Origin of the sequence: Micromonospora zhanjiangensis (genome assembly GCF_042650605.1) — a bacterium.
Taxonomy (GTDB): Bacteria; Actinomycetota; Actinomycetes; order Mycobacteriales; family Micromonosporaceae; genus Micromonospora_J; species Micromonospora_J zhanjiangensis.
Window position 1 is genome coordinate 1 of record NZ_JBHSBN010000006.1, and the last position, 22,580, is coordinate 22,580.

Genomic DNA, 22,580 nt, shown 5'->3' on the forward strand with positions numbered 1-22,580 from the left:
AGTGCCTTCCGCGCGTGGAACTCTGAACGACTCGACACCGGTCAGTTTTCCTTACGCGGCAGGCACTTCGCTGTCTCTACAGACCCTTCCCAACCCTCAAGATCACGGCCACCGTGAAAGACCGAGGTTAGGGAGACTGCTGCCAGCAGTCCGGTAGCAATCCAAAGAGCGAGGTTCATGCGGTTGTTCCTTGCCTTGTGTAGGTGACTCCGGTGTCTTGGGACCATTCGGCAGGGACGGAGCTCGAATGGGACACTCTCGGTAGTTGGTAGCCGTTCGAGCTGGGAGCGCCGATGCGTGGCCCAGGCTGTCCGTTCAGCGGGTGGCCCGCGCTTCGCCGCGCTTGGCCCGCAGCAACTCGTGGCGCTTGTCATCCTTGACCCAGGTGAGCGAGCCGGGCTTGCGTGCCTCGTCCGCCAGATGCTTGACGGTGTGCTTGCAGACGAACTCCTTGAGCTTCGCGCCCGGGCCGCCGCCGATGTACAACCCGTTCGCGGTGTCGTCCTTCGAGGCGAACTGGAAGATGCCGGCGCGACGCCCCAGGCTGATGCACTGGCCGAAAAACCCCAGGTTGATAGGCGCCGGCTGCTCACCCGCGATCCGGGCCAGCAGCGTGTCGGCGGCGTGCGCACCGATCCTCGTCGCGGCCTGGCAGCTCATCCGGAACGGCAGGTCCGACGGTGCCGCCGAATCCCCCGCCGCGACGATGCGCACGTCGTCCACGCTGGTCAACGTCTCGTCGGTGAGCAGGCGGCCCAGCGCGTCGGTGCTCAGCCCGCTGCGGCCGGCCAGATCGGGCACGCCGAAGCCGGCGGTCCAGACGGTCACCTGGCTCGGCAGCGTGCGGCCGTCGCTCACCTGCACGGTATCGCGGGTCACCGCCGTCACCTTCGCGCCGGGGCCGTCGAGCACGGTCACACCGAGCCTGGCCAGCCGCTTGGCAACCGAGCGCCGACCCCGCGCGTGCAGATACGGGCCGAGCACCCCGCCGCACACCAGCGTCACCCGGCGGCCCGCCTCCGCCAGCTCGGCGGCGGTCTCGATGCCGGTCGGGCCGGCTCCGACAACCGTCACCGCAGCCGTTGCAGGCGCGGCGTCGACGACCGGCCGCAGCCGCTGCGCCTCCTCCAGACTGGCAATCGGGTAGGCGAACTCGGCCGCTCCGGGCACGCCCGGGTCGGCGCTGCCACTTCCCACCGCATAGATCAGGTAGCCGTAGCCGACCGTGCCGCCGCCGGCCAACGTCACGCTGCGCCCGGCCGCGTCGATCCGAGTCACCGTGTCGATCACCAGCCGCACGCCCTCGGCCAGGACCTCTCGGTAGTCGACGACCGCGTCGTCGGACCCGCCCACCACTTGGTGCAGACGGATCCGCTCGACAAACATCCGGCGCGGATTGATCAACGCCACAGCCACATCGTCGCGCTGCCTCAGACGATTGGCCGCCATGACACCGGCGTACCCACCGCCGACCACGACCACATCAATGTTCCCAGTCATAGTGGCTCCTCCGTTTCCAGGGGTTCGGCCTCAAGACACCGCGTGACCGATCGTTCTGACAACGTGTGAGGCAGACCACTCCACAGGCGTGGGCTCGACACGCGGAGTCCTCACGGTCGGACCCCCTGCTCCCGGGATGCACGCCACCCGGGGGGGCGAACACACCCCCTTCAGGGCAGGTCACTGCCCGGCGTCCTCAACCACTCACCCCCGAGCAACCAGACGGTCGAAGAGCTCATCGAGGCCCGCACAAGCCCGGCGGTTCGCGCCCAACGCCGGGCACGGCTCACGCGCGGTCGGCGGCTAGATCCGTGCACGTGATCATGGGTAGGCTCAGGACCGGACAGACGTCAGCTGCGGACCAGCCGTCGAGGCTGCCGCCGACCGAACCCTGGCCGAGGCCCTCCGACTACAACCCACGCCTGACCAGCAATCCTACCGAGACCTGTCCAGAATCCTTGACACAGCTCAGGTAGGGGTAGCGGGTGCGTTTGATCGTGGTGACGGGCGTCTGCTGGTGACGTGTGCTGGCGAACTTCTCGACGACGCCGTTGGCGTTGAGGCACGCGCAGTACCTGCGGCTTTCCCGGGACCTGGTGACTGGCCGGGTGGTCGAGCAGCCTGCCGCGACCGTCGCCCGCTACCTCGGCTGCGGTCTCACCTGAGCCTGTCCGCGCGATAGTGTCGGCGTATGGAACGCGGCGAGCTCTGGTGGGCACAGTTCGACGACAAGCGACCCGTCGTGCTGCTGTCGGGTGGTGCGGGGCCGGAGTTCCGGGCGGCGCAGATCGTTGCCCCGGCCACGCCGGTCGAGAAGCAGGGGTTCCTGCTGATGTCTGGTGAGCAGGCGGTCGACGCGGATGAGCGGCGCCGCGTCGTCGAGGCGGCCGGGCCGGACGTGCGGGCGATCGGCATCGAAGTCTTCTTCGGGGCGCAGGAGGGTCTCGCCGAGGATGGTGTCGTGCGGGTGGCGCTCCCCATGGATGGGAAGATTTTCTGCACTTGGATGCTGTCCCTCGGCGGGGAGTACCTGATCGAGCGGATCGGGGTCCTCTCTCCAGCGAAGCGGCGCGAGCTCGACGTCGCGATGGAGCTGTCCGGCGCCGAGTGACGGCGGCCCGGCTCACCCGGCGAGTGCGTCCCGTGCGGCGAGCATCGCGCCGTGCGGCCAGGACCGGTGCGAGCACCCGCGACCTGATGGCCCGGATGGGTCACGACTCGGCGCAAATCGCCATGATCTACCAGCACGCCACCTCGGAGGCGGAGCGGGCCATCGCCCAGGCGGTGAGCGACGCGGTGAAGGCCGAGCGCAAGAAAGCCAAGAAGCCGGCGGTTGGCTCCTCCGCCAAGGGCAAGAGCAAGGGGAAAAGCGTGGCTAGTGGCCCGTCGATGGCCCGCCGGGCGCTTTTGGCCGCAGCAACATCGAAGGACCTGGCTGGACTGTCGTCCTGGCCAGGGCCTTTCGTGTGGAGCGGGTGACGGGAATCGAACCCGCACTGTCAGCTTGGGAAGCTGATGTTCTGCCATTGAACTACACCCGCAAGCGGCCCCACTCTACCTGCTCCACCTCGATCATGCACTCACCGGCCCCACACTTCGACACTCCTCATGATCCCGGAGAGTTCTGCTCGCCAGGACCGGCCGAACTCTTCCGGATCATGAAACCCCCGGACACCGGACCCGAACGGATGGCAGCGAGGGCCGCGCCGAGTCACCGACGGCATGCGATCAGTTGCACCGAGTAGGTCCCGGGTCGATCACCGGGCCACAGGGCGAAGAGGTGAGGCGATGGGATCGCACCGTACCCGGTTGTCGGCACGTCCGGCGGGCCTGGCGCCGGCCGTCGTAATGATCATGCTCGCGACCGCGGCGCCGCCGGCCGTGGTGCCGGCGCGGCGGGTCGGGCCGACGACCGGCGCGGCGACGGCGCTCCGGCTGGCCGGCGACCCGACCTGCGTACACCCTGCCCCGGCGGCCCGGGTCGGGCCGCGGGCGCCGGGCCGGCGCGACCCCGACGAACTGACCGCCGCCCAGGTCGCTCTGCGCGAGCGGGAAACCACCATCCGGTACGCCCGGCGCGCGACCGCCGACAGGTCCGCGCCGAAGGCGATCGTCATCCCGGTGGTGGTGCACGTGATCTCCAAGGCGCGGACCCGGGCCGGTGGGGACATCCCGCAGTCGATGATCGACGCGCAGATCGCGGTGCTCAACCAGGCGTACGGGGGCCGCACCGGCGGTGCGCCGTCGCCGTTCCGGTTCAAGCTGGCCAAGGTGCAGCGGGTGACCCGGCCGGACTGGTACCCGATCGGGGTGGCGAGCCGGCAGGAGCAGACGATGAAGGCGAAGCTCCGGGTCGGCGGCGCGGGCACGCTCAACCTCTACACCGGACTGCTCGGTGACGGCCTGCTCGGCTGGTCGACCTTCCCGGAGGCGAAGCTGACCAAGGACGACGGGGTGGTGGTGCTGGCCGAGTCGTTGCCGGGCGGCACGATGAAGCCGTTCGACGCGGGCGACACGGCGACCCACGAGGTCGGCCACTGGCTGAATCTCTACCACACCTTCCAGGGCGGTTGTACGGGCGCGGGCGACCAGGTGGGCGACACGCCGAGTGAGGGGGAGCCGGCATTCGGCTGCCCGACCGGGCGGGACACCTGCCGGACGCGGCCGGGGCTGGACCCGATCCACAACTTCATGGACTACACAAGCGACGCGTGCATGTACCAGTTCACGGCCGGCCAGGTGAACCGGATGGTCCAGGGCTGGGTGGCCTACCGACAACACTGAGTGCAGCAACGCCGAAGCCCGGCAGCGCTCGTACGCGTACCGGGGCGTGACCCAACGTGAAAGACGTTTGCAAATGCGTCGATCGCATGTAGCGTCTGCTCACGTTTTCCCGCCGGAACAACCCCCGTCCGGCGGTATTGAGAGAGGTCTGCCCATGAGGCTTCGTCACAAGCTGACCTGGCGTTCCGCCGGTCTGGCTTCCAGCTCGCTGGTCCTGCTGCTCGGCAGCACGGCCGCCAGTGCCGTCGCTCCCGCGCAGGCGCTGGCCGGCGCCAAGCCGTCCGCCGGGTGCGCGGACGCCAGCAGCGCCCCGGCCAACGCCAAGGCCCGGCCCGGCACCCCCGCCGCGCACGACCCCGACTCGTTGACCGCGGCGCAGGTCGCGCAGCGCGAGGCCGACCTCGCCAACGCGCTTCGCGCCCGGGCGTCCACGCAACGGAGCCTCGGCGTGACGCCGCTGGCCTCGATCACCATCCCGGTGGTCGTGCACGTGATCCAGCGGGACAGCACCCGGGCCGGTGGCAACATCCCCGACTCGCTGATCAACTCGCAGATCAGCGTGCTGAACCAGGCGTACGCGGGCAGCACCGGCGGTGCGGCCACCGCGTTCGGGTTCAGCCTGCAGAAGATCAACCGGGTGACCAACCCGTCCTGGTACCCGATCGTCCAGGGTTCGTCGGCGGAGCGGTCGATGAAGACCAGCCTGCGTCAGGGCGGCAAGAACACGCTCAACCTCTACCTCGGCGAGCTGAGCGACGGGCTGCTCGGCTGGGCCACCTTCCCGAAGACGTCGCTGGACAAGATGGACGGCGTGGTGGCGTTGAACGAGTCGCTGCCCGGCGGTACGGCCACCAACTACAACCAGGGCGACACCGGCACCCACGAGGTCGGCCACTGGCTGAACCTGTACCACACCTTCCAGGGCGGCTGCTCCGGCTCGGGTGACCAGGTTTCCGACACCCCGGCCGAGGCGTCGCCGGCCTACCAGTGCCCGACCGGTCGGGACACCTGCTCGTCGACGGGTGTCGACCCGATCCACAACTTCATGGACTACACGTACGACTCGTGCATGTACCAGTTCACGGCGGGTCAGGCGAGCCGGATGCTGAGCGCCTGGAACGCCTACCGGGCGGCATGACGCGGATCCGCGCGTGACGCGGCGGTAGCGAACGAACGAGGCGCCGGTCCCGGGGTGTTCCCCCCGGGACCGGCGCCGTTCTCGTGGCTGCCGGCCGGCGCGTCAGGCGGCCGCGCCGGGGCAGGACGCGGCGGCGCCGACGAGCTGCTGCCCGCCGGTCGGGTCGAGCCAGACCTGGACGCCGGGGCGGTCGGCGGGCGACCGGTCGCCGGTGCGGTGCCGGGCCAGCATCGCCACGTCGACGGTGAACTCGAAGAGCCGCCAGTCGGCGTGCGGGGCGGCCCGGTGGCTGCGGGCCAACCGGGCGACCCGGGCCCGGTCGGTGACCGGGCGGGCCCGACCGGCCACGTACGCCTCGTCGTCGCTGTCCTCGGGTGGGAAGGAGTGCAACGCGTAGCGTCCGTCGCGTTCGAGGTCGCGCCGTTTCGGTGAGTCGACGACGAAGCAGAACAACCCCTCGTCGGTGATCACCGGCGAGACCGGGTGGACCCGGGGCCCGCCGTCGGCGCGGACGGTGGCCAGGTAACCGAAGCCCGGCCCGTACTGCTGCATGAGCAGCCGGATCGCCTCGGCGAGGCGGGGATCATCGGCGGCGAATTCGGACCAGGAAGCCATGCGGTGATTCTATCGAACATTTGTTCGACACGCCCGTTCCGACACGCACGGATCCGGCCGCGTACCTGGCTGCGGCCGTGCGGTGTCACGCCGCCGGGTACGTCACGTGCCCGGCCGTGTCGACCGAAGGGGTCGCACCCCACTGGCCCAGTTCGTGCCGTCGTGGCTCGGCGCCCCCGATCAGGTGCCACACCGTCCAGCCCCGCGCCGCGAGGGTGTTGGCGATGAGCAGCCGGTGGCAGCGCCACGGCATCGGTTCGCCGCACATCACCGCGACGCGGTGATCTTCGGCGAGGTCGGTCAGTGTCTCGATGCCTTTGCGATACTCGGACCCGAGGGTGTGGTCGGCGTAGTTCTTGAAGCTCGGCTGCCGCCACCCGGCGTTGATGTCAGGGTCCACGTCCTGCTTGCGGCGTCGACCGCCCAGTTCGGGCAGATGGACGTAGTCGATGCCGGCCCGCACCAGCCAACGCGGCATCGCGTCGCGCCCGAACTGCGGGTTGCGTCGCGATCCGGGCTGCGCACGCACGTCGGCGAGCAGCCCGATGTCGTGCGCGTGCAATGGCTGGAGGAACGCCGATTCCGGGCACGTCCAGTGCCCGATCGTCCAGATCTCCCGCGATGTCATATGCCGGCTTCGTTGAGGTGGGTCTCGAGCCGGAACCGTACGGGGGCACCGTGCTCGATCGACTCCTACCCCGCCCTTGGATCCTCAAACGCAGCGCCTGCCCACAACCGCTGGCGGAGCCGCACGAAGGATCCCAATCGGCCAACCGGACCGATCAGGCCGATCAGTTGTCGAGCCCGGTCACACCTGGCAACTCCCCCGCGGGGCGGCTCGATAGGCTGGCACGATGCTGCTCTCCGACCGGGACCTGGTCTCCGAGATCAAGACGGGCAACCTGGCCCTGGAGCCGTTCGAACCGGCGCTGGTGCAGCCGTCCAGCATCGACGTCCGGCTGGACCGCCTGTTCCGGGTCTTCAACAACCACCTCTACACCCACATCGACCCGGCCACCCAGCAGGACGACCTGACGTCACTGGTCGAGGTGCCGGCCGGCGAGCCCTTCGTGCTGCACCCCGGCGAGTTCGTGCTGGCCTCCACGTACGAGGTCATCTCGCTCGGCGACCAGTTGGCCGGCCGGCTGGAGGGCAAGAGTTCCCTGGGTCGGCTGGGCCTGTTGACGCACTCCACGGCCGGGTTCATCGACCCCGGCTTCTCCGGGCACGTCACGCTGGAGCTGTCCAACGTGGCCAACCTGCCGATCAAGCTCTGGCCGGGCATGAAGATCGGTCAGCTCTGCATCTTCCGGCTCTCGTCGCCGGCCGAGCATCCGTACGGTTCCGCGGTGTACGGCTCGCGCTACCAGGGCCAGCGCGGACCGACCCCGAGCCGGTCCTGGCAGAACTGGCGCACCTGGCCGACCGCCTGACCCGACGCCGCGCGAGAGCGGAAGCCCTCCCCGCCGGGTTCGGCGGGGAGGGCTTCGCGACAGGTATCGGAAGAGCCGGTCAGCCCGGTCGGCCGTAGCCGACGATGCCGCCGTCGATCTTCCTCATCCGGACGTGGTCGTTGCTCTGCGGCGCGTGCACCACCCAACCGTTGCCGACGTACATCCCGACGTGCGCCAGGTTGTTGTAGAACACCAGGTCACCGGGTATCAGTTCGGCCCGGCTGACCGACCTCACCAGCGAGTGCTGCTGGGCCGCGTTGTGCGGCAGGTTGACTCCGACCTGGGCCCAGGCCGCCATGGTCAGGCCCGAGCAGTCGTAGCTGCCCGGACCGGACGCACCCCAGATGTACGGCTTGCCGATCTGCGCACAGGCGAACTTGACCACCTTTCCGGCGTTGCCACCCGGGTAGTTCGCCGGGCAGGGCGCCGGCTTGAAGACACCTCCCGCCCCGCTGCCGTACGCCTGCAGGCGCAGCTTCTGCAGCCGGGCGATCTCGGTGTCGATGTCCTTCTTCTTCTTGGCCAGTTCGGCCTCGGTCCGGGTCAGCTGGGCGACCAGTCGGTCCAGCGGCGCCTTCTGCGCGGCGTACCTCGCCTTGAGGTCGACCACCGCCTGGACGTCCTGCTGCTGGTCGCGGGCGAACTGGTCGAGCACCTCAAGCTTGTTGATCAGCTCCTTCGGGGAGCCGGTGGCCAGGATGGCGTTCAGGGCCGAGGCCTCGTCGCCCTTGTAGGCCCGGACCGCCAACTCGCCGACCTTGCTCATCGCCAGGTCCACCTGCAACTGCAGGGGCTGGATCTTCCGGGCCAGCTCGTCGGCCAGCTTCTTCTTCTTGGCCAGGTCCTGGCTGACGGCGTTGTGCTTCTCGATCGTCGGTTCGAGATCGTTCCACGCCGTGTCGATCTGCTTCTCGATGTCGCTGACCGACGGCGCGGCGTGGACGGGGGCCGCGCCGATGAGCAGCGCGGCGGCGCTGGCTACCGCGGTGAACGCGGTGGAAATGACGGACCATCGCAAACGCGGTCGCGCGGTCGCACGGTCGGCGGGCGCCGACCGGACGGACCGGGACCGCGGGGCATGGTGTGCCACCGGGGTCGGTACTCCTTCTCCCTGACCGCCTACCGGGTTAGCTGACGGGTTCGGGCGGAGAGGAGAGTGGTGCGCCCTACCGCGGTGGTGCTGCGGATTCACCCCGGTGTTGCCTGGGTCCCCGGCTCGTGCGTGACGATTCGGCGTGTCGACCCGCCGCCGCCCGGGATGGGCGAGCTACCGCCGGATCGACGGTCACCAAGAGTAGGGAAACGCAGCGGTGAATTGCAAGTCGCGACACACCTTCATTCGTTATTCATGACGCACGGTATTCGCGATTACCAGTGAAGGTTTCCTACGGCTATCAGGCACAGCACCGGCAGCTATTGACGACCCGCCATGCCAGGGGTGAGGGTGACCACTGTCACCCACCCCCGATTTGGAGGTCCGATGCACCGACCGAGAGTGCCCGTGGGCAGGCGGATCCTGCTCAGCACCGCGCTGGTGGGCGCCGCGGCGCTCACCCCCGCCGGCGCCACGCCGGCGACGGCCGCGCCGACCGACAGCCGGCAACAGGAGTACGCCGCCGCGGCGGCCGAGTTCGGCGTGCCCGAGAGCGTACTGCTCGCCGTCTCCTACCTGGAATCGCGCTGGGACACCAACGCCGGCACGCCCAGCACCGGCGGCGGGTTCGGCCCGATGCACCTCACCGACGGCCGGTACGTCGCCGGGCTGACCGCCGCCCGTCACGTCGACACGGACGAGGACCCGCGGGGCGACGACTCGCGGCCCGCGTTGCGGGTCACCGGGCCGCAGGCGCCCGATCCCGACGCGCCCACCGCGGCGGCCCTGCAGACGCTGGACGCCGCCGCCCGGCTGACCGGCAGCGCGGCCGAGGCGCTACGTACCCAGCCGGCCGCCAACATCCGGGGCGGCGCCGCGCTGCTCGCGTCGTACCAGAAGGGTCTCGGTGCCCCGACCGGAGCCGGCAGCGACCCCGCGGCCTGGTACGGCGCGGTGGCCCGGTACTCGGGCGCGGACACCGCGGACGGCGCCGGCAGCTTCGCCGACGAGGTGTACGGCACCCTCCGGGACGGGATGACCCGGGTGACCGACGACGGGCACCGGCTCACCCTGGCCGCCCGCGCCGGGCTGGCCCCGGCCCGGTCCTGGCTGGACCGGTTGGGCCTGCGCCGCGCCGAACGGCCCGACGGCCTGGAGTGCCCGGTCGACATCTCCTGCGAGTGGATCCCCGCGCCGTACGAGAAGTACGGGCCGGGCGCCGGCGACTACGGCAACCACGACCTGAGCGACCGGCCGAAGCGGCAGAAGATCGAGTACATCGTCATCCACGACACCGAGGGCTACTACAACACCACCATCGGCCAGGTCCAGGACCCGACGTACGTGAGCTGGAACTACACCATGCGCTCGGCGGACGGGCACGTCGCCCAGCACGTCAAGAGCAAGGACGTGGCCTGGCACGCCGGCAACTGGTACGTCAACGCCAAGTCCGTCGGCATCGAGCACGAGGGCTTCGCGGCCGCCGGCACCTGGTTCACCGAGGCGCTGTACCGCTCGTCGGCCAAGCTGGTCGGCTACCTGGCCAAGCGGTTCGACATCCCGCTGGACCGGCAGCACATCATCGGGCACGACAACGTACCGGGCACCACCCCGGCCACGGTCCGCGGCATGCACTGGGACCCGGGACCGTACTGGGACTGGGGGCACTACTTCGACCTGCTGCACCGCCCGTTCTGGAGCACCGGCACCTCGCTGACCGGGCTGGTCACCATCGACCCGGACTACGCCACCAACCGGCCGGTGTTCACCGGTTGCGCCACCCAGCCGCCGAACAAGCCGAACCCGGACATCCCGCCCAGCACGCCGTGTCCGTCGCGCGGCTCGTCCGCGGTGGTGCTGCACAACGCGCCCAGCGACGACGCGCCACTGGTCCTGGACGAGGGCCTGCACCCGAACGGCGCACCGTCCACGATGCACGTCTCCGACCACGGGGCGCGGGCCTCGACCGGCCAGACGTACGCGGTCGCCGACCGGCAGGGTGACTGGACCGCCATCTGGTACCTCGGGCAGAAGGCCTGGTTCCGTAACCCGAAGGCCGCGCCGACCGCCAAGTGGTCGCTCGGTCTGGTGGTCACGCCGAAGGCGGGCAAGGCGACCATCCCGGTGTACGGCCGGGCCTACCCGGAGGCGACGGCCTACCCGGCCGGCGTACCCGTGCAGGCACTCGCCCCGCTGCAGTACACCCTGGCCGCCGGGCAGCGGTACGCCGTGGGCGGCGTGGCCACCGGCGAGTACTACCGGGCGACCACCTTCGACGGTTCGTCACCGGGCGACTTCACCGTGATCCGCGGCACGATGCGGTACGTGCAGATCCAGTTCGGACACCGGGTGATGTTCGTGAACCTGGACGACGTGCAGCTCCTGCCGTCCCCGATCGGCGCGCCGCGCTGACGGTGACCCGTCGTCCGTCGTTCTGACGGTCCCGGCACAGCGGAGAGCCCCTGGTGGACGGATCCACCAGGGGCTCTCTCGTGCGGTTCGCGGCGGGCCCTGGACCGACCCGGACCGGCGGACGGACCGGGGATCAGCCGGACCGGGGATCAGCCGGGTCGGCGGAAGCCGGCCACCGGCATCACGTCGATCTCGGTCATCTTCACCGGCTCGCCCTCCTGGGGCGCGTGCACCATGATGCCGTTGCCGACGTACACGCCGACGTGGTGCAGGTCGCCGTAGAAGAAGACCAGGTCACCGGGGCGGGCCTGGGAACGGCTGATCGCCTTGCCCTCGTTCCACTGCGCGCCGGTGAAGTGGGTGAGGCTGACGCCGACCTTGCCCCAGGCGTACTTGGTCAGGCCGGAGCAGTCGAACGTGTTGGGCCCGTCGGTGTTCCAGACGTACCGCTTGCCGATCTGGGCACAGGCGACCTTGACCACGGTGCCGGCGGCGCCACCGACGTAGTCGGCCGGGCACGGACCCTTGCGCAACGCGCCACCCGAGCCGCTCTTTCCGTACGCGGCGAGCCGCAGCTTCTGCAGCCGGTCGACCTCGCCGTCGATCTGCTTCTTGCGGGCGGCCAGTTCGGCGTCCTGCTTCGCCTGCTGGACGATGAGGATGTCGAGCTGGTTCTTCTCGGTGTTGTACTTGTCCCGGGCCGCGATCACCCCGGCGATGCGCTCGCGTTCGTCGGCCGCCATCCGGTCCAGCATGGTGAGCTGGTCGATCAGGCTGGCCGGCTTGCCACCGCGCAGCAGCGCGCTGATCTCGTCGTTCGGGCCGACCCGGTAGTAGCGGTTCGCGAGGTCACCGACCCGGTCGAGGGCGAGCGCGGTCTGCAACGACAGCGGCTGGATCTTGTCCCGCAGCTGGTCCGACTTCTTGCGGTTGACGACGAGCTGACTGTGCACCTTGTTGTACTGCTCGATCGTCGGTTCGAGCTGCTCCCACTGCTTGTCGATCTGCGCCTCGATCTCGCCGATCGAGGGCGCGGCCTGGGCGTGCGCGGCGGGCAGCAGCACCGTACAGGCCATCATCGCGGCAGCGAGCAGGTGATTGGTTACCCTGCGCAGCCGCCGTCGACCGTGCGGTGGTCGAACTGGCATGCGCGGGCTGACGGGCACGTGGGCCACCGAGCACCGACTCCTTCTGGCGACAATTACCGCCGGGTGCCTCCCGAAGGGGAAGTGGAGGTCGACGTCCCGAGCGGTCGGAGCCCCACATTAGGGAAGCTTTCCCGCCGAATCAAGAAAGAGTTCGGTCACACCTGCGCAGTGCGATCAGGCGGACACATTCGGTTTCGCCACAACGGTTTCCGCGTTATTTCCCACGATTGCCGTCAATACGTCGTCGAGCGTGAGTACACCCAGCGGAGCCCGGCCGTCACTGACCAGCACCATGTGTCGACGTTCCCGACGCATCGCCAGCAACAGGTCGGCCAGGGTGCGGTCCGGTGGGACCACCGCCAACGGCCGGAACACGTCCGACGGCACCGGTGCCCGACGGCTCGCCCCCTCGTACCCGAGCACGTCCTTGACGTGCACGAAGCCGAGCACCCGCCGGGTCGACCGCTGCACCACCGGAAACCGCGACCGGCCGGTACGGGTGGCCAGCACCTCCAGCGACGCCGGCGAGACGTCCTCGGCCACCGTGGTCACCGTCGACCACGGGTGCAGGGCGTCCGCGGCGGTGCGCTCGTGCAGGGCCAGCGCGCCGGTGATCCGGGCGTGCTCCTCCGAACCGAGCAACCCCTCGGTCCGGGCCTGGGAGACCAGCCCGGCCAACTCCTCGGCGGTGAACACCGTCTTGACCGCGTCCGCCGCCTCGATCCGCCACAGCCGCAGCACCTGCCGGGAGGCCCACTTCATGGCCAGCAGCAACGGCTTGGTGGCCAGGCAGAAGGCCAGCATCACCGGCCCGAGCCAGACCGCGGACGACTCCGGACCGGCCAGCGTGATGTTCTTCGGCACCATCTCGCCGACCACGGTGTGCAGGAAGATCACGATGCCCAGCGCCAGCACGAAGGCGATCGGGTGCAGTGAGGCGGCCGGCAACCCGACCGCCGCGAACGGCGCCTCCAGCAGGTGGGCCAGGGCCGGCTCGGCGATGGCACCCAGGGCCAGCGAGCAGATGGTGATGCCGAGCTGCGCGCCGGCGATCATCAGCGGGATCTGGTTCATCGCCGACAGCGTCCAACGGGCCCGCTTCGACTCCGCCGCCAGCGGCTCGATCACCGTACGCCGGGAGGCGATCAGGGCGAACTCGCTGCCCACGAAGAACGCGTTGCCGAGCAACAGCAGAACGGTGATCAGCAGGTTACCCATGGTCCTCGCCGTTCTCCGGACGGACCACCCGGACCTGCTCGATCCGGTGCCGGTCCACCTCGACGACGGTGAACTCGTAGCCGCGCTCCTCGACCGTCTCGCCGGCCACCGGGATGTGCCCGAGCCGGGCCAGCAGGAAGCCCGCGAGGGTCTCGTACGGGCCCTCGGGCAACCGGAAGCCGGTCCGTTCGGCCAGCTCGTCCTCGCGCAGCACCCCGTCGACCAGGAGCGTGCGCTCGCCGCCCGGCACGGTCAGCTCCAGCCCGCCGCTGTCGGCGATGCTGGCCGGGTCGAACTCGTCGGCGATCTCCCCGACCAGCTCCTCGACCAGGTCCTCCACGGTCACCACGCCGTCGGTGCCGCCGTACTCGTCGACCACGATGGCCAGGTCGGCGCCGGCCGTACGCAGCTGGGCGAGCACCCCGTCGAGGTCGAGGCTCTCCGGTACGTAGACCGGCTCCCGGGCCACCGCCGCCACCGTCGTGGCCGCCCGCCGGGCCGGCGGTACGCCGAGCGCGTCGGGCACCCCGGCGACACCGGTCACCAGGTCGAGGGTGTCCTCGTACACCGGGAACCGGGTCCGGCCGGTCTCCCGGGACAGGGCGAGCAGCTCGGCCACGGTGGCGGTGGCCCGCAGGGCCACCACGTCGACCCGCGGGGTCATCGCCTCGGCCGCCCGCTTGTCCCCGAACCGGATGGTGCGTTGCAGCAGCATGGCGGTGTCCGACGGCAGGGCGCCGGCGCGGGCCGAGATCGCGGCGAGCAGGCCCAGTTCCTCGGGCGACCGGGCGCTGGCCAGTTCCTCCTGCGGTTCGACACCGAGCCGGCGGACCAACCAGTTCGCCGAGTTGTTCAACGCCCGGATCAGCCAGCCACAGACCCGGGAGAAGGCACGCATCGGCGCGGCGGTGGCCAGCGCCGCGGGCATCGGCCGGGCCAGCGCCGCGTTCTTCGGCACCAGCTCACCGAAGAGCATGGACAGCAGGGTGGCCAGGGCGAGGGCGAGCACCGGCGTGATGCCGTCGGCGGCCGAGCCGGCCAGCGGTCGCAGCACCGGCCCGAACAGCCGGGCCAGGGCCGGCTCGGCGAGATAACCGGTGAGCAGGGCGGTGATGGTGATGCCGAGCTGGGCGCCGGAGAGTTGGAAGGAGAGCTCGCGCAGCGCCTTGCGGACCGTGGCGGCCCGCCGGTCGCCGCCGCCGGCGCGCTGGTCGATCTCCGCCCGGTCCACGGTTACCAGGGCGAACTCGGCGGCCACGAAGAAGGCGTTGCCGGCGGTCAGCAGTGCGAAGCCGACCAGTGGCAGCAGCGTGGTCAGGATCGGGCTGTCGATGATTGGTTCACCTCGGCGGAATTGTCCCACGGGTCCGACCGCGGGCACGCGTACGGGTCCTCCAGCCGCGTCGATCCTTCCATCAGGGAACTCCCAGAGTCGTTACCTAGGGTCGATCCGATGAGCGACCTCGCGTACCCCCGGGCCGCACAGCCGGAGCCGACCGGCATCGCCGGCTGGGCCACCGATCTGATGGAGACCCTCGGGGCGCCGGGCGCCGGCCTCGCGGTGGCCCTGGAGAATCTCTTCCCGCCGCTGCCCAGCGAGGTGATCCTGCCGCTGGCCGGGTTCGCGGCGAGCCAGGGTGACATCGGTCTGGCGTCGGCCATCTGCTGGACCACGCTGGGCTCGGTGGTCGGGGCGGTCGCGCTCTACTACGTCGGCGCGCTGCTCGGCCGGGACCGGACCCGGTCGATCGCCCGCCGGCTGCCCCTGGTCAAGGTCGAGGACGTGGACCGCACCGAGGCGTGGTTCGTCCGGCACGGCGGCAAGGCGGTGTTCTTCGGACGGATGATCCCGATCTTCCGCAGCATGATCTCGATCCCGGCCGGGGTCGAACGGATGTCGATGCCTCGGTTCCTGGTGCTGACGACCCTGGGCAGCCTGATCTGGAACTCCGTCTTCGTGTTCGCCGGCTATCTGCTCGGCGAGAACTGGTGGCGGGTGGAGGAGTACTCGGGGCTGTTCCAGAAGGTCGTCATCGGCGGTGTGCTGCTGGGCATCGGCTGGTTCGTGGTGCGTCGGTTGTCCCGGTCCGGTGCCCGGGACACGGCCGCCGCCGGGGATCGGGACGCCGGCTGAGACGTCCCGCCGCCGGGACGCCGGACCCGACGGGCGGACGGCCGCCCGGTCGGATCCGGGTCCGCTCCCGCACCCCGGGGGTACGTCCGGACGCCCCCGTCGCCTCGCGGTCAGGCGCCGGTGGCGGCGGCCTCCGGTTCGGTCCGGTCCTCCGGCTTCACCGAGCGCAGCAGCACGGTGGCCACGTCCACCACCTCGACCTGGTCCGCGACGCCCTTGCCGGTAACCCCGTCGCCGATCATGGTGTAGCAGAACGGGCAGCCGACCGCGATGGTCTTCGCGCCGGTGGCGAGGGCCTCCTCCACCCGCTCCACGTTGATCCGCTTGCCAATCTTCTCTTCCATCCACATCCGGGCGCCGCCGGCGCCGCAGCAGAACGACCGCTCGCTGTTGCGCGGCATCTCGGTGACCCCGCCGTCGGCTCCGGCCGCGGCGTCGCCCTGGACGGCCGCGCCGAGCACCTCGCGCGGCGGACTGAACACGCGGTTGTGCCGGCCCAGGTAGCACGGGTCGTGGTACGTCACGCCCCCGTCGACGGGCTGGACGGGCGTCAGCTTGCCGGTGGCGACCAGGTGGGCCAGCAACTGGGTGTGGTGCACCACCTCGAACTCGCCGCCGAGCTGGCCGTACTCGTTGCCGAGGGTGTTGAAGCAGTGCGGGCAGGTTGCGACGATCTTGCGCTTGGCCGGCTCGCGGTCGCCGAACGCCTCGGTCAGCGTCTCGACGTTCTGCTGGGCGAGCATCTGGAAGACGAACTCGTTGCCGATCCGCCGGGCCGGGTCACCGGTGCAGGTCTCGCCCTCGCCGAGGATGGCGAAGTCGACCCCGGCCTCGTGCAGCAGGGTGGCCACCGCGCGGGTGGTCTTCTTGGCCCGGTCCTCGAACGCGCCGGCGCAGCCGACCCAGAAGAGGTACTCGAAGTCGTCGACCTCGCCGACCCGGGGCACCTCGAAGTCCAGGCCCTTGGTCCAGTCCTCCCGGGTGTTCTGCGGAGCGCCCCACGGGTTGCCCTTGTTCTCCAGGTTGCGCAGCATCACGCCGGCCTCGGACGGGAAGCTCGACTCGATCAGCACCTGGTAGCGCCGCATGTCGACGATGTGGTCGACGTGCTCGATGTCCACCGGGCACTGCTCGACACAGGCGCCGCAGGTGGTGCAGGACCAGAGCACGTCCGGGTCGATCACCCCGCCGTCCTCGGCGCCGCCGATCAGCGGCCGGTCCGCCTCGGCCAGGGCCAGCACGTCCAGGTGGGCCAACTGCGCGGCGGTGGCCTTCTCCTCCCCGGTCAGGTCCTTGCCCCCGCCGGCCAGCAGGTACGGCGCCTTGGCGTACGCGTGGTCACGCAGGCTGAGCACCAGCAGCTTGGGCGACAACGGCTTGCCGGTGTTCCACGCCGGGCACTGCGACTGGCACCGGCCGCACTCGGTGCAGGTGCTGAAGTCGAGCAGGCCCTTCCAGGTGAACTGCTCGACCTGGGCGACCCCGAACTGGTCTTTCTCCGGGTCGGCCTCCTCGAAGTCCAGCGGCTTGCCGGCGCTCATCATCGGCCGCAGCGCGCCGAGCCCGGAGGCGGTCTTCGGCCGCGCCGTCGGGTTGCGCTTGAAGAAGATGTTGGGGAAGGCGAGGAACCGGTGCCAGGCGACGCCCATGGTCACGTTCAGCGAGATCACGATCAACCAGGTCATCGAAATGATGATCTTGATCATGGCGGTGACGCTGGCGCCGGCGTCCCAGTCCGGCAGTACCGCGCCGACGGCGTGGCTGACCGGGGTGGCCCAGAACGGGAACTCGAAGTGGTCGGTGGCGACCTTGAAGCCGCGGATGACGAAACCGCAGACCAGGACCAGGAGCACGATCCACTCGACGAAGTAGCCCTGCCACATGGTCGAACCGGTGAACCGGGACCGGTTCTCGGGCCGGGCCGGCCGGTTCGCCAGCCGAATGGCCATCAGGACCAGGATGCCGATCAGACCGAGCACGCCGATGATCTCGGTGGTCAGGCCGTAGACCACCCAACCACCGATCAACGGCAGGCCGCCGGTGGGCGTGACCACCTCGAAGTAGGCCTCCAGCACCAGCAGCGACAGCACGATGAAGCCGACCATCACGGTCCAGTGCGCCGCGCCCACCACGCTCCAGCGCAGCATCCGGGTGTGCCCGAGGGTCTCGACCAGCATGGTGCGGGTCCGGGCGCCCTTGTCGGCGAAGCGCTCCGGGTCGGGCTGACCGAGGCGGATCACCGCCGTCATCCGCCGCACCGCGCGGACGGCCAGCCACACCGCCACGGCGGTGATGGCGGCCGCGACGACCGTCGTGACGATCTGGACGCTACCCATGCGTTGGCCTCCCGGTCTGCTGCGCGGCGAGCGGCTGCGACACCGCGCACGCGTGCGCGGTCACCGGGTGCAGCCTACGCGCAAAAGTTACCCGTGGGTAACGTGAGGAAACTCGCAGCCGGCCGTACGCCGCCCTCCGGACACCTTAAGGCGCCGGTCAGGCGGCGATTTGGCGAGGGTCAGCGCCAGCGCGAGAGCAGGATCAGCGAGGCGACCATCGAGCCGAAGCCGACGGCCAGGTTCCAGTACTGCCAACTCGCCACCGGGTACGCGGTCCCGGACAGGTAGTACACCACCAGCCAGGCGATACCGAAGACGATCAACGTGACCGCGGTGATCGGCAGCCAGATCGGGCTAGGCTTGCCCCGCGTCGCCGCATCCGTCGTCGGACGGACGTCGGACGGCGGGGTGTACACCTTCTTCTTTCGGACCTGTGACTTGGGCACGACGCTCTCCTGGAGGGGGTGACGACCTCGACCGGCCTGACAACCGGGCGCGGGGGCGACGGTCCATGGCCAATAATGTTCGGAAGCTAGCGTAGTCGGCGCGGACGATTCAGGCCACGAACGGGGCGGACCGGGTGGTCCGGCGGGTCGGATCAGGCACTCGCGATCGACTGGGCGTACGGGGCGGATCGAGCCGACAATGGCATGGTCGAGCCGACGATCGAAGGGAAAGCCGCGGTGGAATACACCTCCGGTGCCGCCTCCTGGCAGAAGGCCCTCCGCCGGGCCGGAGCGGCCCTGCTGCCCCGGCGCCTGGGGCAGCGGCGGCCGGGCTGGTCCGCGGGTGTGCCGCTGATCGCCCTGGCCGCCGGCGTGCTGTTCACCACCACCGCCACCACCGCCAACGGCACGGCCCTGCGGGACGACCGGCGGCCCCAGCTCACCCAGCTCATCACGGACCGGCGCGACCAGTTGGCCGCCAGCGAGGAGCAGGCGGCCGCCCTGCGCAAGCAGGTCGAGGACCAGACCGAGGCGCTGGCCGGCTCGGACGGACCGATCGCCGCCCAACGGGCCCGGGCCAACGGCTTCCGGCAGGCCGCCGGCTTCACCAAGCTGGCCGGCCGGGGACTCACTGTCGAACTCGACGACGCACCGCGCGCCGCCGACGGCAGCCTCCCGAAGGGCGCCAGCAACGACGACCTGGTCGTGCACCAGGGTGACGTCCAGGCCGTGGTCAACGCCCTCTGGGCCGGCGGCGCCGAGGCAATGTCGATCATGAATGTTCGGGTCCTCAGCACCAGCGCGGTACGCTGCGTGGGTAACACGTTGCTGTTACACGGACGCGTCTACTCACCACCGTTCAAGATCATCGCAATCGGCGACCCCGCGGCGATGCAGCGGGCGCTCGCCTCCTCCGAAGGAGTCCGGTTGTTCCGGGACGCCGTTGACCATTTCCAGCTCGGCTACCACGAGTCGGTGGGCAACGTGACCGTTCCGGCCTTCGACGGCTCCAGCACACTCCGCTCGGCCAAGGTGCCAGGTGAGAACGGTGGCTGACGGGCCGACCGAGGGCCGCAACGGTCGGCACCGGGCAATCGATCCCGATGATCGGACCGCGGTGATCCCACGGGTGACCGACGGGCCGCCGCCGACCGGGAGCCGCGAGCGGGACGCACCGACCGATCCGACAGCGGGTCCGTTCGTCCACCCGGTCCGCGGTCCGGGAGCGCCGGGCGGTCCGGTGACACCCCCCACCGGCCCGGCGTCGGCGGCCGGCGGGTGGACGTCCGCCGGCAGCCCCGGTCGGTCGACCGGCACCGGTACGCCATCCGGCGCCGGTACGCCATCCGGCGCCGGTACGCCATCCGGCGCCGGTTCCGGCCCGACGACGGCCGGCACCGGCGTACCAGCTACCGGTTCGGGCCGGACGGGACGGGAGTCAGCGCCACCACCGTGGCCCGGCCGACCGGTCGGCGGTCCGGTCGAGGCGGCGGCCCACGGACCGATGCCCACGTCCGGGTCGGGCGATCGACCGGACAGGTCACGGTCGCGGCCCGCGCCGACGTGGAATCCGTGGCCGGGACAGGCCGGCCCCCCGCAGGCCGGCCCCGCGTCGCCGGCAACCGGAACGCCCGCCTCGGCCAGCGGACAGTCGAGCGGCGGGCAACCCGGCAGTGGCCTACCGGGCGGCGGGACGGCCTGGCTCGACCTCGGCCCTGTCACCGGCACGCCGCGATCCGCCCCTCGTCCGACCGACGGGACAGCAGCGAACCCCGGCCCTCGACCGACCGACGGGACGACACCCGCTCCTCGGCCGGCCGGCGGTTCATGGGCCACCCGGCCCGCCGTCGAAACGGCAGCATCCACGCCGCAGGCGGCCGGCGCCACAGCCTGGCCGGCCGTACGGCCCACTGCCGGGATGCCAGGAGCACAGCCTGCCGGGGCACAGGGGGCACAACCTGCCGGAGTCCCGTCCCGGTCGAACCCGGCTCCGTCCGGACCGGCCTCGTGGCCGTCGACGTCGCCGGCGCCGGTGTGGACAACCGGGGCTCTGTCCACACCGGCCGGGCCTGCGCCGACCGGTGCGACGTCGGTCCGGCCGACTTCGTCGACACCGGTCCGGCCAACCCCGTCGGCACCAACCCCGACACCGACTCCGGCGTCCGGAACCAGCCGGGCGGTCGAGGCGCCCACCTCCATCATTCCGGTGGTCCGGGTCGACACCGCCAGGTCCACCGCCTCCGACGCCACCGCGATCATCCCGGCCCTACCGGCGGTACACCGCTCGGACGACGGCCAGCCGACCACGGTGATTCCGGCCGTACCCGCGGCGACGCCGAACCGGACCGAGTCGAATCGGGCCGGCGCGAGCCGGGCGGAGCCGAGCCGGGCGGTCGCGCCGGGCGGGACGACGGACAAGGTCGTCGGGCACGCGCACAACACGACGATGCTGCCGGTCGTCCGCCGGAACGGGTCGACCGGCGGCGACCCGGCGGATCCGGGCGGCGCGGCGGACGAACAGGCCCGTCCCCGACGCGGCGAGCGGGTGGTGAAGCTCCGCCCGGAACAGACCGGCGAGGGTTACAAGAGCGTCTACTCCGAGTTGACCCGGCCTTCGCTGGCGTCCCGGCTGCGCGCCGGCCTGCGGCTCACCGGCGAGGTGCTGATCACCTTCGGGGTGGTGGTGCTGCTGTTCGCCGGCTACGAGGTGTGGGGCAAGTCGGCCATCGTCGGCGCCCACCAGGACGACCTGCACAACGAGTTGGCCCAGGAGTGGCAGCCCGATCCGACCGTGGGACCGAGCCAGGCGCCGGCCGGGCCGGTCAAACCGGTCGCCGGCAAGCCGATGGCCGGGTTGTACATCCCCAAGCTGGGCAAGAGTTGGGTGGTGGTCGAGGGAGTCAGCCAGAAGGACATCCGGTACGCCCCCGGCCACTACCCGAAGAGCGCGCTGCCCGGGAAGGTCGGCAACTTCTCCGTCGCGGGGCACCGGAACCAGGCGACCTTCTGGCGGCTGGACGAACTCCACGAGGGCGACGTCATCATCGCCGAGTCCAAGACCGACTGGTACGTCTATCGGGTCTCGCAGACCCAGATCGTCAAGCCCACCCAGGTCGAGGTGGTGGCCCCGGTGCCCGGCAACCCCAAGGCCAAACCGACGAAGGCGATGCTGACCCTGACCACCTGCAACCCGAAGTTCGACAACTACCAGCGGTTGATCGTGCACGCGGAGCTCGTCCGGGACCAGCCCAAGTCGGCCGGCCGGCCGGCCGAGTTGGGGGGCTGACCGGCGATGTACCGGTGGATCTGGCGCAAACTGCCGTTCGGGTTGCCCGGCAAGCTCGCCGGCTCGGTGCTGCTCACCCTGGCCACGATGGCGCTGCTGTGGTTCGTGGTCTTTCCCTGGGCGGAACCCCTGCTGCCCTTCGACGACGTGCAGGTGACCCAGGACGGCGGCGCGCCCGCCGACGACCCGGCCGACGTCGGACCGGCTCCCGCGCCGTCGAGTGGCCAGCCCGGGGATGGTCACGACCTGCCCTACAACACCAGCACGAACAACCCGAACCCCTCGTCGCGGACCAGCGCGACGCCGACCCGGAGCTAGGCCAGGTGACCGTGCGCGTCCTCGTGATCGACAACTACGACTCGTTCGTCTTCAATCTGGTGCAGTATCTCGGCCAGCTCGGGGCGGAGTGCGTGGTGCGCCGCAACGACGAGATCGACGTGGCCGAGGTCGGCCGGCTCGGTGCGGCCGGGGTGCTGCTCTCGCCCGGTCCCGGCACCCCGGAACGGGCCGGAATCTGTCTCGACGTGATCCGCCGGTACGGCGGTGAGCTGCCGCTGTTCGGGGTGTGCCTGGGGCACCAGGCGATCGGCGCGGCCTTCGGCGCCACCGTGGACCGGGCACCCGAGTTGCTGCACGGCAAGACCTCCCAGGTGCGGCACAAGTCGGCCGGCGTGCTGCGCGGGCTGCCCGACCCGTTTACCGCGACCCGTTACCACTCGCTGACCGTACGGCCGGAGACCCTGCCGGCGGAGATCGAGCCGACCGGTTGGACCGAGTCCGGGGTGCTGATGGCGCTCCGGCACCGGACCCTGCCGATCGAGGGGGTGCAGTTCCACCCCGAGTCGGTGCTGACCGAGGGCGGTCACCTGATGCTGGCGAACTGGCTGGCCGACTGCGGGTTGCCGGAGGCGCTGGACCGGGCACCGGCCCTGGCCGCCGAGGTCGACGAGCGACGCCGCGCCGCCTTCGTCACGGTCTGACCCGTACCCACCGGCGCCGGTGGCCGGTGGGTACGG

The 22,580-nt window shown here is 70.7% G+C and carries 20 protein-coding genes, 1 tRNA gene, 1 pseudogene and 1 riboswitch; of the genes and pseudogenes, 12 read left to right on the forward strand and 10 right to left on the reverse strand.

Features of this window, described 5'->3' with window-relative positions; translation table 11 throughout:
- Nucleotides 1-315 precede the first annotated feature (315 nt).
- The gene (locus ACFOX0_RS10750; RefSeq protein ID WP_377544269.1) at nt 316-1,500 is read right to left on the reverse strand and encodes an NAD(P)/FAD-dependent oxidoreductase; all 1,185 of its coding nucleotides are present in this window, start codon (nt 1,498-1,500) and stop codon (nt 316-318) included.
- Between the two features lie 524 nt (nt 1,501-2,024).
- Between ACFOX0_RS10750 and ACFOX0_RS10755 the strand changes: the two genes are divergently transcribed.
- The 3 genes from ACFOX0_RS10755 to ACFOX0_RS10765 all read left to right on the forward strand — a co-directional run bounded on the left by ACFOX0_RS10755 (nt 2,025) and on the right by ACFOX0_RS10765 (nt 2,979).
- Nucleotides 2,025-2,165: a hypothetical protein gene (locus ACFOX0_RS10755; RefSeq protein ID WP_377544272.1), complete on the forward strand. Its 141-nt coding sequence runs from the start codon at nt 2,025-2,027 to the stop codon at nt 2,163-2,165.
- A gap of 26 nt (nt 2,166-2,191) precedes the next feature.
- Nucleotides 2,192-2,611, forward strand: coding sequence for a hypothetical protein (locus ACFOX0_RS10760; protein WP_377544275.1), 420 nt, complete (start codon nt 2,192-2,194; stop codon nt 2,609-2,611).
- A 95-nt stretch (nt 2,612-2,706) separates the two neighbouring features.
- On the forward strand, nt 2,707-2,979 hold the full coding sequence (locus ACFOX0_RS10765; protein WP_377544277.1) for a hypothetical protein: 273 nt from the start codon (nt 2,707-2,709) through the stop codon (nt 2,977-2,979).
- Here ACFOX0_RS10765 and ACFOX0_RS10770 read toward each other — a convergent pair.
- Nucleotides 2,968-3,041 (reverse strand) — tRNA-Gly (locus ACFOX0_RS10770). The genes ACFOX0_RS10765 and ACFOX0_RS10770 overlap by 12 nt on opposite strands.
- A gap of 247 nt (nt 3,042-3,288) precedes the next feature.
- On the opposite strand from ACFOX0_RS10770, the gene ACFOX0_RS10775 reads away from it, so the two are divergent.
- Both ACFOX0_RS10775 and ACFOX0_RS10780 read left to right on the forward strand, forming a co-directional pair.
- Entirely contained in the window at nt 3,289-4,284 is a 996-nt protein-coding gene (locus ACFOX0_RS10775; protein ID WP_377544280.1) for a zinc metalloprotease, read from the forward strand.
- A gap of 154 nt (nt 4,285-4,438) precedes the next feature.
- Nucleotides 4,439-5,422, forward strand: a complete 984-nt coding sequence (locus tag ACFOX0_RS10780; protein WP_377544283.1) for a zinc metalloprotease — start codon at nt 4,439-4,441, stop codon at nt 5,420-5,422.
- 102 nt (nt 5,423-5,524) lie between these two features.
- On the opposite strand, the gene ACFOX0_RS10785 is transcribed toward ACFOX0_RS10780, so the two are convergent.
- Together ACFOX0_RS10785 and ACFOX0_RS10790 are read right to left on the reverse strand one after the other, a co-directional pair.
- Nucleotides 5,525-6,037, reverse strand: coding sequence for a pyridoxamine 5'-phosphate oxidase family protein (locus ACFOX0_RS10785; RefSeq protein ID WP_377544286.1), 513 nt, complete (start codon nt 6,035-6,037; stop codon nt 5,525-5,527).
- 85 nt (nt 6,038-6,122) lie between these two features.
- Nucleotides 6,123-6,665 carry a DUF488 domain-containing protein gene (locus ACFOX0_RS10790; RefSeq protein ID WP_377544289.1) on the reverse strand — a complete coding sequence of 181 codons (543 nt, stop codon included), beginning with the start codon at nt 6,663-6,665 and terminating at the stop codon, nt 6,123-6,125.
- Between the two features lie 226 nt (nt 6,666-6,891).
- Between ACFOX0_RS10790 and dcd the strand changes: the two genes are divergently transcribed.
- On the forward strand, nt 6,892-7,470 hold the full coding sequence (dcd, locus tag ACFOX0_RS10795) for a dCTP deaminase (RefSeq protein ID WP_377544292.1): 579 nt from the start codon (nt 6,892-6,894) through the stop codon (nt 7,468-7,470).
- A gap of 79 nt (nt 7,471-7,549) precedes the next feature.
- On the opposite strand, the gene ACFOX0_RS10800 is transcribed toward dcd, so the two are convergent.
- The gene (locus ACFOX0_RS10800) at nt 7,550-8,509 is read right to left on the reverse strand and encodes a C40 family peptidase (protein ID WP_377544295.1); all 960 of its coding nucleotides are present in this window, start codon (nt 8,507-8,509) and stop codon (nt 7,550-7,552) included.
- Nucleotides 8,510-8,593: 84 nt separating this feature from the next.
- Nucleotides 8,594-8,737: riboswitch (cyclic di-AMP (ydaO/yuaA leader) on the reverse strand.
- 255 nt (nt 8,738-8,992) lie between these two features.
- On the opposite strand from ACFOX0_RS10800, the gene ACFOX0_RS10805 reads away from it, so the two are divergent.
- Nucleotides 8,993-10,996: an N-acetylmuramoyl-L-alanine amidase gene (locus ACFOX0_RS10805; RefSeq protein ID WP_377544298.1), complete on the forward strand. Its 2,004-nt coding sequence runs from the start codon at nt 8,993-8,995 to the stop codon at nt 10,994-10,996.
- Between the two features lie 149 nt (nt 10,997-11,145).
- On the opposite strand, the gene ACFOX0_RS10810 is transcribed toward ACFOX0_RS10805, so the two are convergent.
- The 3 genes from ACFOX0_RS10810 to ACFOX0_RS10820 form a co-directional block, all read right to left on the reverse strand.
- The gene (locus ACFOX0_RS10810; protein WP_377544868.1) at nt 11,146-12,144 is read right to left on the reverse strand and encodes a C40 family peptidase; all 999 of its coding nucleotides are present in this window, start codon (nt 12,142-12,144) and stop codon (nt 11,146-11,148) included.
- Between the two features lie 174 nt (nt 12,145-12,318).
- Nucleotides 12,319-13,362, reverse strand: a complete 1,044-nt coding sequence (locus ACFOX0_RS10815; RefSeq protein WP_377544300.1) for a hemolysin family protein — start codon at nt 13,360-13,362, stop codon at nt 12,319-12,321.
- Nucleotides 13,355-14,668 (reverse strand): hemolysin family protein, encoded by a 1,314-nt coding sequence (locus ACFOX0_RS10820; protein WP_377544870.1) that lies wholly within the window; start codon nt 14,666-14,668, stop codon nt 13,355-13,357. Before ACFOX0_RS10820 ends, ACFOX0_RS10815 begins: the two co-directional genes overlap by 8 nt.
- Before the next feature lie 147 nt (nt 14,669-14,815).
- Here ACFOX0_RS10820 and ACFOX0_RS10825 point away from each other — a divergent pair, with 147 nt between their 5' ends.
- Entirely contained in the window at nt 14,816-15,496 is a 681-nt protein-coding gene (locus ACFOX0_RS10825) for a DedA family protein (protein WP_377544302.1), read from the forward strand.
- Between the two features lie 110 nt (nt 15,497-15,606).
- On the opposite strand, the gene ACFOX0_RS10830 is transcribed toward ACFOX0_RS10825, so the two are convergent.
- On the reverse strand, nt 15,607-17,832 hold the full coding sequence (locus tag ACFOX0_RS10830) for a (Fe-S)-binding protein (protein WP_377544305.1): 2,226 nt from the start codon (nt 17,830-17,832) through the stop codon (nt 15,607-15,609).
- A 179-nt stretch (nt 17,833-18,011) separates the two neighbouring features.
- Nucleotides 18,012-18,278, reverse strand: a complete 267-nt coding sequence (locus ACFOX0_RS10835; protein ID WP_377544308.1) for a cell division protein CrgA — start codon at nt 18,276-18,278, stop codon at nt 18,012-18,014.
- A gap of 237 nt (nt 18,279-18,515) precedes the next feature.
- Between ACFOX0_RS10835 and ACFOX0_RS10840 the strand changes: the two genes are divergently transcribed.
- From ACFOX0_RS10840 to ACFOX0_RS10855, 4 genes and pseudogenes are all read left to right on the forward strand, one after another.
- Nucleotides 18,516-19,334, forward strand: a complete 819-nt coding sequence (locus tag ACFOX0_RS10840) for a DUF881 domain-containing protein (RefSeq protein WP_377544311.1) — start codon at nt 18,516-18,518, stop codon at nt 19,332-19,334.
- A gap of 1,162 nt (nt 19,335-20,496) precedes the next feature.
- Nucleotides 20,497-21,564: pseudogene (locus tag ACFOX0_RS10845) on the forward strand (class E sortase); the annotation flags it as partial.
- Nucleotides 21,565-21,570: 6 nt separating this feature from the next.
- The gene (locus ACFOX0_RS10850; protein ID WP_377544316.1) at nt 21,571-21,882 is read left to right on the forward strand and encodes a hypothetical protein; all 312 of its coding nucleotides are present in this window, start codon (nt 21,571-21,573) and stop codon (nt 21,880-21,882) included.
- An 11-nt stretch (nt 21,883-21,893) separates the two neighbouring features.
- Nucleotides 21,894-22,544, forward strand: coding sequence for an aminodeoxychorismate/anthranilate synthase component II (locus ACFOX0_RS10855; protein ID WP_377544872.1), 651 nt, complete (start codon nt 21,894-21,896; stop codon nt 22,542-22,544).
- The last annotated feature ends 36 nt before the right edge of the window (nt 22,545-22,580 follow it).